The organism is Streptomyces sp. NPDC101219 (genome assembly GCF_044767675.1).
Taxonomy (GTDB): domain Bacteria; phylum Actinomycetota; class Actinomycetes; order Streptomycetales; family Streptomycetaceae; genus Streptomyces.
In genome coordinates this window covers 526,149-541,271 of record NZ_JBIWOK010000002.1, presented here as the reverse complement: position 1 = coordinate 541,271, position 15,123 = coordinate 526,149, and the positions used below count along the sequence as shown (strand labels likewise).

The following is a 15,123-nucleotide window of genomic DNA, read 5'->3' as shown; positions in this document are numbered from 1 at the left end:
CTCTCGCCGCCGCAACCGACCTGGCCGGTGCCGCCACCCAGCTGGCCGCCGCGACCAACGAGAGCCTCGCCGAGATGAGCAACGTGCTCATCTACTCGGCGATGGCGGTCTACACCCTGGCCTTCTTCGCGTACATCGCCGAGTGGATCTTCGGCAGTCGCAGCAAGGTCGCCCGCACCGCCGCCGCGCTCACCCCGAAGGCGCAGGAGGCCAAGGGCGGCCCCGCCGTCACCGTGCGGCAGGGCGGCGGCACCGCCGTCCTGGAGCGGCCGAAGGTCGCCGTCCGGGCCACGGCCGGGACGCGCGACGTGCCCGACGGGCCCGGCGCCCACGGCGGCGACGAGCAGGGCGACCTCTACGGCCGGATCGCCGTCTCGCTCACGGTGCTCGCGTTCCTCCTCGCGGTCGGCGGCGTCATCACCCGCGCGCTGTCCGTGGAGCGGGCGCCGTGGGGCAACATGTACGAGTTCAACATCACGTTCTCCACCACCGCGGTCGGCGTCTACCTCGCGCTGCTCGCGCTGAAGAAGAACGTGCGCTGGATCGGCCTGTTCCTGACCACCGCCGTCCTGCTCGACCTCGGGCTCGCCGTCACCGTCCTCTACACCGAGAGCGACCAGCTGGTCCCGGCGCTCCACTCGTACTGGCTGTACATCCACGTCTCCACGGCGATCCTGTGCGGCGCGGTCTTCTACGTCGGCGCCATGGGCACGATCATGTACCTGTTCAAGGACTCGTACGAGAACAAGCTGGTGAACGGCGGCAAGCCGGGCGCCTTCGCGACCTCCGTGATGGAACGGCTGCCGGCCGCCTCCTCGCTGGACAAGTTCGCCTACCGCGTCAACGCGGCCGTGTTCCCGCTGTGGACGTTCACGATCATCGCGGGCGCCATCTGGGCCGGCGACGCCTGGGGCCGCTACTGGGGCTGGGACCCCAAGGAGACCTGGTCCTTCATCACCTGGGTCGCCTACGCCGGTTACCTGCACGCCCGCGCCACCGCCGGCTGGAAGGGCCGCAAGGCCGCCTACCTGGCCCTGGCCGCGTTCGCCTGCTGGCTGTTCAACTACTACGGCGTGAACATCTTCGTCTCCGGCAAGCACTCCTACGCCGACGTCGGCCTGGGCGCGCTGGCGGCCGTCGGATTCTGACCCCCGACCGACCCCCGCGCCCGGCGAAGGCCGTTCCGCCGTGACACCCGTCACCGCGGACCGGCCTTCGCCGTGACCGGCCGCGGTGACCCCTGTCGGGGCCGCCGGACCCCCTCTGTAGCCTGGCTCGATCATCGCCGCGCAGGCGGCAGTTGGGCCCGGGTGAGAGGAACGTCATGGGTGCCGCACCAGCACTTGAGGAGCTGCGGGAGGTCTGCCAGCCGCAGGCCAAGCTGGCGAGCCGCAACGGCGAACACTGGGCCGGCCGCCTGTACATGCGGAAGATATCCCTGCACACGACCCGTCAGCTGGTGCGCACCCCGGTCACTCCGGACCAGCTGACCTGGACGATGGTCGTCTGCGGGGTCGCCGCGGGAGCCGCGCTGATGATCCCCGGCCTGACCGGTGCGATCCTCGCCGTCGTCCTCATGCAGCTGTTCCTGCTGTTCGACTGCGTGGACGGCGAAGTGGCCCGCTGGAAGGGCCAGAACAGCGCGGCCGGCATCTACGTCGACCGGCTCGGCGCCTACCTCGCCGACGCGGCGCTGCTGGCGGGCGCGGGCTACCGGGCCGCCGAGTCCGGCGTCGGCGGCTGGCTGTCCGTCGGCATCGCCACCGCCCTCGGTGTCGTGCTGCTGAAGGCGTCCACCGACCTGGTCGACGTGGCCCGCGCCCGCCGCGGCCTGGCCGTCGCCGACGACGAGTCGACCCGCCCCCGCTCCCAGGGCGTCGCCACCGTCCGCCGCATCGCCGCCGCGTTCAAGATCCACCGGGTCACCAACGGCATCGAGGCGTCCCTGGTCCTCCTCGTGGCGGCCGTCGCCGACGCCGTCACCGGCGGCATCGAGCCGACCCGCTGGGCGCTGGGCGCCCTGGCCGTCATCACCTGGGTCATGGTCCCGGCCCACCTGCTGTCGATCCTGTCGTCCTCCCGCCTGCGCTGACCCCCGGCCCGCCGGGCACGGACGTCACCCGTACCCGGCCCCACGGCCGTCCGGCGGCCGGGGGGTGCGGCGAGGGGCGCTGCGGAACCCCACCGCAAAGAACGGCCGGGCCCTTCCGGGGCCCGGCACCGTGGTCATGGGCAGGGGGCGTCCGCGGGCCGGCAGTGGGGCGCAGGGTGCCGGGGGAGGCGTGGGCCCGCCCCGGACGGCGGAGTCAGTCGCCGCGGTCCTGCTTGCCCTTGTCGCCGTCCTCGTCGCGGTCCTCCGCCGGCTTGTCCTCGTTGAGGGACTTCAGGAACTCCGGGTTGTCGTCCGGGGCCACCCACTGCCGACGGCCCCCGCCGGAGCTCCAGGGGGAACCAGCGGCGCCGGGCGTGCCCGCGGGGTGCCGCTTCTTGCCGGCGATGATCCACGAGATGGAGCCGACCAGCGGGAACAGCAGCACGAGGATGGCCCACAGCGGCTTGGGCATGTGACGGATGTCCTCGTCCTTCGTGCTGATGCAGTCGATGAACGCGTAGACGCTCAGAGCCAGCGGGACGAGGAACATCAGCACCCGGAGCATGGGCCTCTCCAGAGAAGGGGTCGTGGGGACATCGGCACAGCCCCCAGGTACAGGGCCAGGGTAACCGCTCGGGGATACTTGACCCCATGGCTTACGACGATCTTCGTTCCCTGCTCAGGGCGCTGGAGCGCGAGGGCGACCTCAAGCGGATCAAGGCAGAGGTCGACCCGCATCTGGAGGTCGGTGAGATCGTCGACCGGGTGCAGAAGGCCGGCGGTCCCGCCCTCCTCTTCGAGAACGTGCGCGGCTCCAGCATGCCGCTCGCGATGAACGTGTACGGCACCGACCGGCGGCTGCTCAAGGCGCTCGGCCTGAAGTCGTACAGCGAGATCAGCGACAAGATCGGCGGGCTGCTCAAGCCGGAGCTGCCACAGGGCTTCGTCGGCGTGCGCGAGGCGTTCGGCAAGCTGGGCGCGATGACGCACGTCCCGCCGAAGAAGGTGAAGTCCGGCGACGCGCCGGTGCACGAGGTCGTCCTCACCGGCGAGGACGTGGACCTGGACCAGCTCCCCGCGCTGTTCACCTGGCCCAAGGACGGCGGCTCCTTCTTCAACTTGGGGCTCACCCACACCAAGGACCCGGAGACGGGCATCCGCAACCTCGGCCTGTACCGCCTCCAGCGGCACGACAAGCGCACCATCGGCATGCACTGGCAGATCCACAAGGACAGCCGCAACCACTACCAGGTGGCCGCCCGGCGCGGCGAGCGGCTGCCCGTCGCCATCGCCTTCGGCTGCCCGCCGGCCGTCACCTACGCCTCCACCGCGCCGCTGCCCGGCGACATCGACGAGTACCTGTTCGCGGGCTTCCTCCAGGGCAAGCGGATCGAGATGGTCGACTGCAAGACGGTCCCGCTCCAGGTGCCCGCGCAGGCGGAGGTCGTCATCGAGGGCTGGCTGGAGCCGGGGGAGATGCTCCCCGAGGGGCCCTTCGGCGACCACACCGGCTTCTACACCCCGCAGGAACCGTTCCCCGCACTGAAGATCGACTGCGTGACGATGCGCAAGCGTCCGCTGCTGCAGTCCATCGTCGTCGGCCGCCCGCCGACGGAGGACGGCCCGCTGGGCCGCGCCACGGAGCGCTTCTTCCTCCCCCTGCTGAAGATCATCATTCCGGACATCGTGGACTACCACCTGCCCGAGGCCGGCGGCTTCCACAACTGCGCGATCATCTCGATCGACAAGAAGTACCCCAAGCACGCGCAGAAGGTCATGCACGCCGTGTGGGGCGCCCACATGATGTCGCTGACCAAGCTGATCGTGGTCGTCGACGCCGACTGCGACGTGCACGACCTGCACGAGGTCGCCTGGCGGGCCCTGGGCAACACCGACTACGCCCGTGACCTCAGCCTCGTCGAGGGCCCCGTCGACCACCTCGACCACGCCTCGTACCAGCAGTTCTGGGGCGGCAAGGCGGGCATCGACGCGACGAAGAAGTGGCCCGAGGAGGGGTACACGCGTGACGGGGGCTGGCCGGACATGGTCGAGTCCGACCCCGAGACCGCCGCCAAGGTGGACCGCCGCTGGAAGGAGTACGGACTGTGACCTCGGCCTCCGCCGCACTGCCACGGCAACCGGGGCGCACCAAGGCGTTCCTGCGCCTGGTCATGATCGAGCACTCGGTGTTCGCGCTGCCCTTCGCCTACATCGCCGCCCTGACGGCGATGTACGAGTGGGACCGCAACATCCACTGGGGCCGCCTGCTGCTGGTCACCCTCGCGATGGTGGGCCTGCGCACCTTCGCGATGGCCGCCAACCGGATCATCGACCGCGAGATCGACGCCCGCAATCCGCGCACCGCCCACCGCGAGCTGGTCACCGGCGCGATGTCCGTCAAGCACGCCTGGACGGGCGCGCTCATCGCGCTGGCCGTGTTCCTGGGCGCGGCGGCCCTGCTGAACCCGCTGTGCCTGGCTCTGGCGCCCGTCGCGATCGTCCCCATGGTGGTCTATCCGTACGGGAAGCGGTTCACCGACTTCCCGCAGGCCATCCTGGGGATCGCCCAGGCGATGGGGCCCATCGGCGGCTGGCTGGCCGTCACCGGTTCCTGGTCCTGGGAGGCGGTCGTCCTGGGTCTCGCGGTCGGCATCTGGATCGGCGGCTTCGACCTGATCTACGCCTGCCAGGACGTCGACGCCGACCGCGAGATCGGCGTGCGGTCGGTGCCGGCCCGCTTCGGCATCCCGGCCGCCATATGGGGCGCCCGCGCCTGCCACGTCGTGACGACCGCCCTCTTCGCCTGGTACGCGGTCCTCACCGGCGCCGGGGTGTTCTTCTGGCTGGGCCTGCTGATCGTCGCCGGCGCCTTCGTCTACGAGCACACCATCGTGCGGCCCCACGACCTGACCCGGCTGAACCGGGCGTTCTTCAGCGTCAACGGCTTCATCGGGATCGCCCTGTTCGTGTGCGCGCTGCTGGACCTGTTGGTGCGCGGCCTCACCCCGTAACGCGCCCCGGACGTCCCGCCCGGTCAGGAGCACCGGGCGGGCGGCGGTGTCAGACGGCGGTCCCGGGCCCGCGTCCCGGGCGGCGGTGTCAGACGGCGGTCCCTGGTCCGCGTCCCGGCCGGCGCCGGAACAGGAACGCCGAGGCGACACCCGCCAGCAAGCCTATGAGGTGGCCCTGCCAGCTGATCCCGCTCTGGCCGGGGGCGATGCCCGCGAGGACGGAACCGCCCCAGACCGCCGCGACCAGCACGCCGACCACCACGCCCAGCGGGCGGCGCTCGACGAAGCCGCTGCACACCAGGAAGCCGAAGAGGCCGAAAACGACCCCGGAGGCGCCCGCCGTGTTGGTGCCGGCCGGGGCGATCAGCCACACGCCCAGACCGTCGCACACGATGATCAGCGCGCACACGGCGGCGAACCGGCGCAGGCCGCCGAGGGCCGCGAGGAAACCGAGCACCAGCAGCGGCACGCTGTTGGAGGCGACGTGCCCGAAGCCGAAGTGGACGAAGGCACTGGGCACCACGTCGACCAGCTCACCCGGGATCCGCGGGCGCACGCCGAAGCCGTCCAGCCGGTGCCCCGAGGCGGCGTCGACCACCTCCAGCAGCCACAGCAGGGCGACCCAGGCCACCATCACCACGGCGGCCGTCCTCGCTCGCTCGCCCCTGGACCACTGCCTGACCGTCCCGGACATGGTCACCCCCCGCCCGATCGCCGTACCCGCTCCCGTCCGGAGAACGCACGGGCCCCCTTGGGCGGTTCCCCCGCCGCGCCGCCGGATAGGCTCGGTGTCGTGAACCATCTCAAGCCAGGAGAGACGACGCGAACACCTTGGATCGTGGGGGTGTCCGGGGCCTCCGGCACGCCTTATGCGGCCGCCGTTCTGCGTGCGCTCCTCCTGGCCGGGGAGAGCGTCGACCTCGTCGTCAGCCGGGCCTCGCGGCTCACCCTGCTGGACGAGACCGGCGTCTCCTTCAGGGACGCCCACTGGCGCGACGACCTGCGGCAATGGCTGTCCCGCGGGGCGGACGGCAAGCCGGACACGTTCGCCGTGGACCTCGACGGCGTGCGGTACTGGCCCGCCGGCGACCTCGCGGCGGGGCCGTCCTCGGGGTCGTACCCGAGCAAGGGCATGCTCATCGTGCCCGCCTCCACGGCCTGTGTGGCCGGGGTCGCGCTCGGACTGTCCAAGGACCTGCTCCAGCGGGCGGCGAGTGTGACCCTCAAGGAGGGGCGCCCCCTGGTCGTGACCGTACGGGAGACCCCGCTGGGCGGCCCGACCCTGCGTCAGCTGGTCGCCCTGGACGACGCGGGCGCGACCGTGCTCCCGGCCTCCCCGGCGTTCTACGCGGGCGCGACGCACATCCAGGACCTGGTGGACTTCGTCGCCGGACGCGTCCTGGACGCCGTGGGCGTCGAACACAGGCTCTACCGCCGCTGGGAGGGCGAACTCGGCGGGGGCTCCCGGACGCACTGACCGCACCCCGCCCCGCCCCGCGGCCGGCGCCCTCCCGCCGACCCTCCCCCCACCCCTTCTCAGGAACCTCCACAACTTCTCGACCTCATCGGAAGGCTTCGATCGCATGGACGCGGTGGACAGGCAGCTCATCCAGGCCCTGAGAGAGAACGGCCGGGCCTCCTACGCGGAGCTGGGGCGTCTCGTCGGCCTGTCGGGACCCAGCGTCACCGACCGCATCAACCGGCTGGAGGCGGCCGGTGTCATCACCGGCTACCGCGCCACCGTGAACTCCGCCTCGCTCGGCCTCGGCGTCACCGCCCTGATCGGCATCTCGCTCTCCGACGCCGCCGACCACGAGGACGTGGCGCAGCGGCTGAAGGACCTCCAGGAGATCGAGGACTGCTGGTTCATCGCCGGGGACGACTCCTTCATGATCAAGGTGCGGGCGGCCGACGTGGACGGCCTGGAACGGATCATCCGCCGGCTGTCCGGCACCAACGGCGTCTCCCGCACCCGGACCACCATCGTGCTCTCCACGAAGTGGGAGAACCGCGTCGGCGAGCTGCCCGAGGAAGAGGCGTAGCCGGGGGCGCGCAGCGCCCTGCGGGGGTCCCCCGCCGCCCGGAGGGCGGGGGCGTACGGTTGGTCGGAGTCTGTCTCAGGAGAGAGGTGTCGGCATGGACGTCGGGCTCAAGCGTGAGCTGGAGGAGAAGGTGAGGGCGGGAGTCCGCCTCACCCGCGAGGACGGCATCGCGCTGTACGAGTCGGACGACCTGGCCTGGCTGGGCGGCCTGGCGCATGAGGTGCGGACGAAGCTGAACGGCGACGTCGTGCACTTCAACGTCAACCGGCACCTCAACATGACGAACGTGTGCACCGCCTCCTGCGCCTACTGCTCCTTCCAGCGCAAGCCGGGCGAGAAGGACGCCTACACGATGCGCATCGAGGAAGCGGTCAAGCTCGCCAAGGAGATGGAGGCCGACAACCTCACCGAGCTGCACATCGTCAACGGCCTCCACCCCAACCTCCCCTGGCGGTACTACCCCCGCTCCCTGCGGGAGCTGAAGGCGGCGCTGCCGCACGTGTCGCTGAAGGCGTTCACCGCCACCGAGATCCACCACTTCGAGACCATCTCGGGCCTGTCCGCCTCGGAGATCCTCGACGAGCTGATCGACGCCGGGCTGGAGTCCCTGACCGGCGGCGGCGCGGAGATCTTCGACTGGGAGGTCCGGCAGCACATCGTGGACCACCGCACCCACTGGGAGGACTGGTCCCGCATCCACCGGCTGGCGCACGAGAAGGGTCTGAAGACCCCGTGCACCATGCTCTACGGCCACATCGAGGAGCCGCGCCACCGCGTCGACCACGTGCTGCGGCTGCGTGAACTCCAGGACGAGACCGGCGGCTTCCAGGTCTTCATCCCGCTGCGCTACCAGCACGACTTCGTCGACATGAAGGACGGCAAGGTCCGCAACCGGCTCCAGGCCCGCACCTCCATGGCCACCGGTGCGGAGGCGCTGAAGACGTTCGCCGTCTCCCGGCTGCTGTTCGACAACGTGCCGCACGTGAAGGTCTTCTGGGTGATGCACGGCGTCAACACCGCCCAGCTCGCCCTGCAGCACGGGGCGGACGACATGGACGGCTCGGTCGTCGAGTACAAGATCACGCACGACGCGGACAACTTCGGCACGCCGGACAAGCTGACGCGGGAGGACCTGCTGGAGCTGATCCGGGACGCGGGGTTCCGCCCGGTGGAGCGGAACACCCGCTACGAGATCATCCGCGAGTACGACGGCCCCGACCCGGCCCGCCGCGAATCCCCGCAGCCGATGCGGGTCTGAGCCGACGGCCCCGTCCGGGGGCTCCCGCCCCCGGTGGCCCCGGCCAGGGGGCTCCCGCCCCCTGGACCCCCGGCCCTCGCCCACCCACCACCCGACTCGCCCCCTCACAAGCCAAGGACCACCCCACCCCACCCGGGGGCGCGGGGAACTGCGCGCCCAGCCCCGCACGCACCCGGACCCGGCACGACCGGGCGGCCCGCACGGCGGGGTGCCGCCTCAGGGGCGCGGGGAACTGCGCGACGACCTCAGCCCCCCACGCACCCGCACCCGGCCCGGATGGCCGACCCCTGCGGCGAGGCCGCATTTCAGGGGCGCGGGGAACTGTGCGACCGGTGTGCGCGGACCCGCGTCCGGCGCCCCACCGCGGGTACCCGCACCCCATGGCGACAGAAGACGCCTACACGGCAGAACCCTTCGTGCCGGCTCGCGGCGGTCTGACCGCCCTGCGCCGGGCCGCCGCCGACTGCCGGGGCTGCCCGCTGCACCGGGACGCCACCCGGACCGTCTTCGGGGCGGGGACCGCCGACGCCCGGGTGATGCTCGTCGGCGAGCAGCCCGGTGACCAGGAGGACCGGCAGGGCGAGCCGTTCGTCGGGCCCGCCGGGAAGCTGCTCGACCGGGCGCTCGCGGAAGCGGGCATCGACCCCGGTGAGACGTACGTCACCAACGCGGTCAAGCACTTCAAGTTCACCCGCTCCGAGCCCCGCAAGCGCCGCATCCACAAGGCACCCACCCTGCGCGAGGCGGCTGCCTGCGGGCCGTGGCTGGCCGCCGAACTGGCGGTGGTGGAGCCGGAGCTGATCGTGGTGCTGGGCGCGACCGCGGGTAAGGCGCTGCTCGGTTCGTCGTTCCGGGTCACACAGGTGCGGGGCACGGTCCTGCACGAACGGATCCACGGGCGCCCGGAGCGGCTGGTGCCCACCGTCCACCCCTCGGCGGTGCTCCGCGCCGACGACCGTGAGGCGGCGTTCCGGGGACTCGTGGCCGACCTGACCGTCGCCGCAGACACTTTGAGGTAAGGGCTACCATCGCCTCATGCCACTTACCTTCACCCTCGACCCCCCGGTGACCCCCGCCCTGCGCGACGGCATCCTCGACCTGTGGGCCGACGTGACGAACGCGGGCGGAGCCGTCGGCTTCGTACCCCCCGCGGACCGGGAGCGGATCCGGCCCGAACTGGTCCGCCAGTTCGTGGCCATGGCGGAGGAACGCTCCCGGCTGCTCGTCGGGCACGACGAGGGCGGCCGGGTGGCCGCGACGGCCTTCCTGACCCTCAACAGCCACCGCCTGATGACCCACTGGCTGTGGCTGTACACCGTGATGGTCCACCCCCGCCACCAGGGCAAGGGCTACGGCCGGGACCTCATGGCCGCCGCCGAGCGCGCCGCCCGCGGCATCGACGGCATCGAGGCCGTCCGCCTCACCTGCCGCGGCGGCCTGGGCCTGGAGCGCTTCTACGCCTCCTGCGGATACAAGGAGGTCGGCCGCGTCCCCGGCGCGATCCGGGTCGGCCCGGACGACGACCGGGACGACGTCATCATGCTGCTGCCCCTCGTCTGAGCGCCGGCCCGCGCCCACCCCCGTGCAAGATCCCCCGCGGCCCGTGCTTCACTGGAGGACGTTCCATAAAGGGACGTTCCGGCCGTCCGACACGGAAGAGTGGATCTGATGCTCCGCTACACACTGATGCGCCTCGGGATCTTCGCGGGCTGCCTCGTGGTCGTCTGGGGCCTCGTCTACTCGGGCCTCGCCCCGCGCGGCCTGGGCGACTCCAACGGCCTGTGGATCATCCTGCTCGCCATGGTGCTCTCCGCCCCGATCAGCTTCGTCGCCCTGCGCAAGCAGCGCGACGTCGCCTCCGAGGGCATCGTGCGCAAGGTCGACCGGGTCAAGGCCAACCTGGAGGCCAACCGCAACCAGGAGGACGTGGCCGACGACGCCGCCCGCAGCGAGGGCCGCGCACAGACCTCCTGACCTTCCCCGCACCGACTCCCGCCCCCGCCGGACGCGTTGCGTCCGTCACAGGCGGGCCCCGGTCGCGCCGCGCCCCGGTCTCCGAAACGCCTGGACACCGGGGCGCTTTGCGTTGTGTGGTCAGCATTCGTCCCCCGCCTCTCAAAGTGAGGCTTTGGGGCTCTCAAAGTTCAGGTGTTACGGTCTCCGGGTGAAGTCAGCAGCCGTGTTCCCCACGCCCCGGAGAGTTCCGCTCGTGGCGCGCCTGCACGTGGACCTCTGCCGGGTGACCACCGCGAACTGTCGACCCTGACGTTCGGCCTCACCGGTTCCACGTCCTCTTCCCCCACCGCGTCCCCCCATCGGAGCATGTCCGTGTCCACGAACACGAAGTCCTTCCGGCTGCCCTTCAAGGCGCCGTTCTGGGCCCAGATACTCGCCGGCCTCGTCCTCGGCGTCCTGCTGGGCTGGCTCGCCCGCAGCCAGGACGTCTCCTGGCTGGTCACCACCCTGGAGAAGGTCGGCGGCACCTTCATCGGCCTGCTGAAGCTGGCCGTCGCCCCCCTGGTCTTCTTCGCGATCCTGGTCTCCATCACCAACCTGCGGAAGGTCAACAACGCGGCCCGCCTGGCCTCCCGCACCCTCCTCTGGTTCATGATCACGTCGCTGATCGCGGTCGCCATCGGCCTCGTCATCGGCCTGGTCACCAACCCGGGCGCGGGCACCGGCCTGACCCCCGCCGACGGGGCGAAGCCCGAGAAGACCGGCTCCTGGATCGACTTCCTCACCGGCATCGTGCCCCCCGACGTCATCACGCCGTTCACCGAACTGAACGTGCTGCAGATCGTCTTCATGGCCGCCGTCGCCGGTATCGCCGCCCTCCAGCTCGGCGAGAAGGCGGAGCCCATCCTCACCCTCAGCGAGTCGGTCCTCACGCTGCTCCAGAAGGCCCTGTGGTGGGTCATCCGCCTCGCCCCGATCGGCACCGCCGGCCTCATCGGCAACGCCATCGCCACCTACGGCTGGGACCTGATCGGCCAGTACGCGACCTTCACCGCCGACATCTACATCGGCTGCCTCATCGTGATGTTCGGCGTCTACCCCGCCCTGCTCGCCGGTGTCGCGAAGATCAACCCGCTGCAGTTCTTCAAGGGCGCCTGGCCTGCCATCCAGCTGGCCTTCGTCTCCCGCTCCTCCGTGGGCACCATGCCGCTGACCCAGAAGGTCACCGAGCGTCTGGGCGTACCCCGCGAGTACGCCTCCTTCGCCGTGCCGTTCGGCGCGACCACGAAGATGGACGGCTGCGCCGCGATCTACCCGGCCATCGCCGCGATCTTCGTCGCGCAGATCTTCGACGTCCCGCTCGGCATAGGCGACTACCTGCTGATCGCGTTCGTCTCGGTGGTCGGCTCCGCCGCCACGGCGGGCCTGACCGGCGCGACCGTCATGCTGACGCTGACGCTGTCCACCCTCGGCCTGCCGATGGAGGGCGTCGGCCTGCTCCTCGCGATCGACCCGATCCTGGACATGATCCGCACGGCCACGAACGTGGCCGGCCAAGCGTTGGTACCGGTCCTCGTCTCCGCCCGCGAGGGCCTGCTCGACCGCGACGCCTACGACTCGGTCCACTCGTCCCCGGTGGACGAGGACACCCCGGCCGACGCGTCCCGGCAGGTGCCGGTCCCGGCCTGACCGCCGGCGCGCCGCGCCCGTTCCCGTCCCGTGCCCGTGGGCTCCCCGACGAGGGGGGTCCACGGGCACCGGCGTGTCCGGGACGCCCCGGTGCCGGACGGGGCTGGGGCGGGGGACCCGTACGCTGATCCGCATGGGTGCCGTGAAGACCAAGCGGATGCCGCGTGCGGTCCGTGAACAGCAGATGCTGGACGCCGCCGTGCGGACCTTCGGCCAGCGGGGGTACATGGCCGCGTCGATGGACGAGATCGCAGAACTGGCGGGCGTGTCCAAGCCGTTGGTCTATCTGTACCTGAACTCCAAGGAGGACCTGTTCACCGCCTGCATCCGGCGCGAGGCGAAGGCGCTCACCGAGGCGGTGCGGGCCGGGGCACGTCCGGGGCTGCCCGCGGACCGGCAGTTGTGGTCGGGGCTGACGGCCTTCTTCGCGCACACCGCGCGGCACCCGGACGGCTGGGCGGTGCTGCATCTGCAGGCCCGTACGCACGGTGAGGTGTTCGCGGCCGAGGTGGCGGCGATGCGGGCGGAGATCGTGGCGTTCGTGACGCAGTTGATCCTGGCCGCCGCGCGGGAGGCGCACCGGGATCCGGATCTGCCCGAGCGGGAGGTGTCGGGGCTGGCGGAGGCCCTGGTCGGTGCCGCCGAGTCACTGGCCGACTGGGCGAACGCCACTCCGGGGGCGACGGCCCGGCAGGCGGCGGCGACGCTGATGAACTTCGCGTGGGCCGGGCTGGGCAATCTGATGACGGGTGCCGTGTGGTCGCCGCCCGAGGAGGAGGGCGGCGACGCGGGGGACGGGGACGAGGGCGGTCAGGCGGGGGACGGGGACGAGGGCGGTCAGGCGGGGCGGACGTCGCCGGTGAGGTGAAGCCGGCCGTCGGGGCCGCGCAGGGCGAAGCGCCCGCCGTCGGCCGCGTGGGTCACCGTGCCGGGCAGCGGGACCGGTGCGCGGAAGTCCGCCCGTACGGCGGCCGCTTCGGGGAGCGGGTGGGCGGCGAGGCAGCGGGCGGCGGTCCACATGCCGTGGGCGATGGCGCGGGGGAAGCCGAACGGCCGGGCGGTGAGCGGGTGCAGGTGGATGGGGTTGCGGTCGCCGGAGGCGGCGCCGTAGCGGCGGCCGAGGTCGGCGGGCAGGTGCCAGGTGTCGACGGCGGGCAGTTCCGCGTGGTCGTCGTCCGCCGGGCGGGGGTGCTGCGTTCGGCGAGTGCGGTCGGGGGTGGCGTGCCGGGCGAGGTAGGTGCTGCGTGACTCCCAGGTGAGGGCCCCGTCGGTGCGGAGTTCGGTGACGACGGCGGCCTCGGTGCCGCGGCGGTGCGGCAGCAGTTCCTCGACGTACACGGTGAGTTCGTGTGCGGCGGTGGCGGGCACCGGGTGGTGCCGGGTGATGCGGACCGAGGTGTGGACGAGCCCGAGCAGCGGCAGGGGGAAGGCGCGCCCGCTCATCAGTCGCATGGCGGTGGGGAAGCCGAGGACGTGCGGGTACGTCACGGGCAGGTGGCCGGCGCCGACGGGGAAGCCGCAGACCCGCTCGTAGGCGGCCAGCCGGGCGAGGTCCACCCGCAGGCCGGGCAGGACGAGCCGGGTGGGCGGGAAGGCGGCGTCCGGGCGGGGGCGTTTGAAGGGTGACAGCAGGGCGCCGCGCAGCAGCAGCGGTGTCAGGGCGGGGGAGCCGGCGAGGACGCGGGCGGGGGTGCCGGAGGCGGGGGTCATGGTTCTCACGCTCCGAGCAGGCTCTGGCCGCAGACGCGGACGATCTGGCCGTTGACGGCGCCGGAGCCGGGGTGGGCGAGCCAGGCGGTGGTCTCGGCGACGTCGGCCGGGAGGCCGCCCTGGGCGAGGGAGTTCATGCGGCGTCCGGCCTCGCGGATGAAGAGGGGGACGGCGGCCGTCATTCTGGTCTCGATGAAGCCGGGTGCGACGGCGTTGACCGTGACGCCGTGGGCGGCGAGCGCGCGGGGGGCGAGGGAGCGGACCAGGCCGATGATGCCGGCCTTGGCGGCGCCGTAGTTGGTCTGGCCCGCGTTGCCGGCGATGCCGGCGATGGAGGAGGTCGCCACGATGCGTCCGCCGGGCCGCAGGGCTCCGGCGTCGAGCAGGGTGTCGGTGGTGCGCAGCACGCTCGCCAGGTTGACGTCGAGGACGGGGGCCCAGCGGTCGGCCGGCATGTTGGCGAGGCGGCGGTCCCGGGTGATGCCCGCGTTGTGGACGAGGATGTCGAGGCCGTCGGGGAGGGCCTCCAGGATGCGGCGGCCGGCGTGGGCGGCGGTGATGTCGAGGGTGAGCGCGGTGCCGCCGAGGCGTTCGGCGACGCGGGCGGCGTCCTGTTCGGCCTGCGGGACGTCGAGCACGACGACACGGGCGCCGTCGCGGGCCAGGGTTTCGGCGACGGCCTCGCCGATGCCGCGGGCGGCGCCGGTGACCAGGGCGGTGCGTCCGGTCAGCGGCCGGTCGTCGGCGCCGGGGCCGGCGGCGGTGTCGTCGGCGTCGGCGTCGCCGGGGGCGGTGTCCGGGGCGGTGCCGATGTCGATGACCTGGCCGCTGACGTAGGCGGACTTGGGGGAGAGCAGGAAGCGCAGGGTGGATTCCGCGGCGGCGGCGGCTCCGGCGAGACGGACGAGGTTGACGGTCCTGCCCCGGCCGGTCTCCTTGCCGAGGGAGCGGGTGAGGCCCTCCAACGCCTGCTGGGCGGCTGCCTGGTGGTGGTCGTCGGGGTCCGGGGGCGTGCCGAGGACGAGGATGCGTCCGCTCGTGGCGACGGAGCGGACGACGGGGTGCAGGGCGGCGTGCACGTCGGCGAGGCCGTCGACGTCCCGTACTCCGGTGGCGTCCAGGACGACCGCGGCGGGGCGTCCGTCGTCGTCGGCGCCGAGTCCGGTGCGGGCGAGGACGGGGGCGAGGTCGAGGGTGGAGGTGCCCGCGGTGAGGTGGAGCAGGCCGCCGTCGAGGCCGGGCCCGCCCGGGGTGTGGCGCGTGAGGGCCGCGGGCCGGGGCAGGCCGAGGCGGCGGGTGAGGAAGCGGCCGGGGGCGGTGCCGGTGAAGCTCAGGTAGCGGTCGGCCATGTGCGACTCCCAGCGG

Annotated in this window: 17 protein-coding genes; 13 read left to right on the top strand and 4 right to left on the bottom strand. The window is 72.3% G+C overall.

The annotated features are described in order from the left end of the window. Positions 1-74 precede the first annotated feature (74 nt). Both ccsB and ACIRPP_RS05740 read left to right on the top strand, forming a co-directional pair. The gene (ccsB, locus tag ACIRPP_RS05745) at positions 75-1,148 is read left to right on the top strand and encodes a c-type cytochrome biogenesis protein CcsB (RefSeq protein WP_403638360.1); all 1,074 of its coding nucleotides are present in this window, start codon (positions 75-77) and stop codon (positions 1,146-1,148) included. Between the two features lie 176 nt (positions 1,149-1,324). Continuing rightward, positions 1,325-2,092 (top strand): CDP-alcohol phosphatidyltransferase family protein, encoded by a 768-nt coding sequence (locus tag ACIRPP_RS05740; protein WP_403638194.1) that lies wholly within the window; start codon positions 1,325-1,327, stop codon positions 2,090-2,092. Between the two features lie 214 nt (positions 2,093-2,306). Here ACIRPP_RS05740 and ACIRPP_RS05735 read toward each other — a convergent pair whose 3' ends face one another. Continuing rightward, the gene (locus tag ACIRPP_RS05735) at positions 2,307-2,657 is read right to left on the bottom strand and encodes a PLD nuclease N-terminal domain-containing protein (protein ID WP_403638192.1); all 351 of its coding nucleotides are present in this window, start codon (positions 2,655-2,657) and stop codon (positions 2,307-2,309) included. Between the two features lie 86 nt (positions 2,658-2,743). Here ACIRPP_RS05735 and ACIRPP_RS05730 point away from each other — a divergent pair, with 86 nt between their 5' ends. Next, positions 2,744-4,201 (top strand): menaquinone biosynthesis decarboxylase, encoded by a 1,458-nt coding sequence (locus ACIRPP_RS05730; RefSeq protein ID WP_403638190.1) that lies wholly within the window; start codon positions 2,744-2,746, stop codon positions 4,199-4,201. Continuing rightward, positions 4,198-5,103, top strand: a complete 906-nt coding sequence (gene mqnP, locus ACIRPP_RS05725; RefSeq protein ID WP_403638189.1) for a menaquinone biosynthesis prenyltransferase MqnP — start codon at positions 4,198-4,200, stop codon at positions 5,101-5,103. The genes ACIRPP_RS05730 and mqnP overlap by 4 nt, the downstream gene beginning before the upstream one ends. A gap of 88 nt (positions 5,104-5,191) precedes the next feature. On the opposite strand, the gene ACIRPP_RS05720 is transcribed toward mqnP, so the two are convergent. Next, positions 5,192-5,797: a rhomboid family intramembrane serine protease gene (locus tag ACIRPP_RS05720; protein ID WP_403638188.1), complete on the bottom strand. Its 606-nt coding sequence runs from the start codon at positions 5,795-5,797 to the stop codon at positions 5,192-5,194. 99 nt (positions 5,798-5,896) lie between these two features. On the opposite strand from ACIRPP_RS05720, the gene ACIRPP_RS05715 reads away from it, so the two are divergent. The 9 genes from ACIRPP_RS05715 to ACIRPP_RS05675 all read left to right on the top strand — a co-directional run bounded on the left by ACIRPP_RS05715 (position 5,897) and on the right by ACIRPP_RS05675 (position 12,916). Then, positions 5,897-6,580 carry a UbiX family flavin prenyltransferase gene (locus tag ACIRPP_RS05715; protein WP_403638187.1) on the top strand — a complete coding sequence of 228 codons (684 nt, stop codon included), beginning with the start codon at positions 5,897-5,899 and terminating at the stop codon, positions 6,578-6,580. A 106-nt stretch (positions 6,581-6,686) separates the two neighbouring features. Continuing rightward, a complete protein-coding gene (locus ACIRPP_RS05710; protein WP_164338539.1) occupies positions 6,687-7,145 on the top strand; it encodes an Lrp/AsnC family transcriptional regulator in 459 nt (152 codons plus the stop codon). 94 nt (positions 7,146-7,239) lie between these two features. Then, entirely contained in the window at positions 7,240-8,403 is a 1,164-nt protein-coding gene (gene mqnE, locus ACIRPP_RS05705; protein ID WP_403638186.1) for an aminofutalosine synthase MqnE, read from the top strand. 380 nt (positions 8,404-8,783) lie between these two features. Then, on the top strand, positions 8,784-9,422 hold the full coding sequence (locus ACIRPP_RS05700; RefSeq protein WP_164344795.1) for a UdgX family uracil-DNA binding protein: 639 nt from the start codon (positions 8,784-8,786) through the stop codon (positions 9,420-9,422). Between the two features lie 16 nt (positions 9,423-9,438). Then, positions 9,439-9,963 carry a GNAT family N-acetyltransferase gene (locus ACIRPP_RS05695; RefSeq protein WP_403638185.1) on the top strand — a complete coding sequence of 175 codons (525 nt, stop codon included), beginning with the start codon at positions 9,439-9,441 and terminating at the stop codon, positions 9,961-9,963. A gap of 108 nt (positions 9,964-10,071) precedes the next feature. Next, positions 10,072-10,377, top strand: coding sequence for a DUF4229 domain-containing protein (locus ACIRPP_RS05690; protein ID WP_403638184.1), 306 nt, complete (start codon positions 10,072-10,074; stop codon positions 10,375-10,377). A 190-nt stretch (positions 10,378-10,567) separates the two neighbouring features. After that, complete coding sequence (locus ACIRPP_RS05685; protein ID WP_341483685.1) at positions 10,568-10,669, top strand: putative leader peptide; 102 nt, start codon at positions 10,568-10,570, stop codon at positions 10,667-10,669. Between the two features lie 56 nt (positions 10,670-10,725). After that, the gene (locus ACIRPP_RS05680; RefSeq protein ID WP_403638183.1) at positions 10,726-12,048 is read left to right on the top strand and encodes a dicarboxylate/amino acid:cation symporter; all 1,323 of its coding nucleotides are present in this window, start codon (positions 10,726-10,728) and stop codon (positions 12,046-12,048) included. Between the two features lie 133 nt (positions 12,049-12,181). After that, positions 12,182-12,916: a TetR/AcrR family transcriptional regulator gene (locus tag ACIRPP_RS05675; protein WP_403638182.1), complete on the top strand. Its 735-nt coding sequence runs from the start codon at positions 12,182-12,184 to the stop codon at positions 12,914-12,916. Here the strand turns inward: ACIRPP_RS05675 and ACIRPP_RS05670 are convergent. Together ACIRPP_RS05670 and ACIRPP_RS05665 are read right to left on the bottom strand one after the other, a co-directional pair. Continuing rightward, entirely contained in the window at positions 12,886-13,758 is an 873-nt protein-coding gene (locus ACIRPP_RS05670) for a MaoC family dehydratase (protein ID WP_403638181.1), read from the bottom strand. The genes ACIRPP_RS05675 and ACIRPP_RS05670 overlap by 31 nt on opposite strands. A 5-nt stretch (positions 13,759-13,763) precedes the next feature. Next, entirely contained in the window at positions 13,764-15,107 is a 1,344-nt protein-coding gene (locus ACIRPP_RS05665; RefSeq protein ID WP_403638180.1) for a 3-oxoacyl-ACP reductase, read from the bottom strand. Positions 15,108-15,123 lie beyond the last annotated feature (16 nt).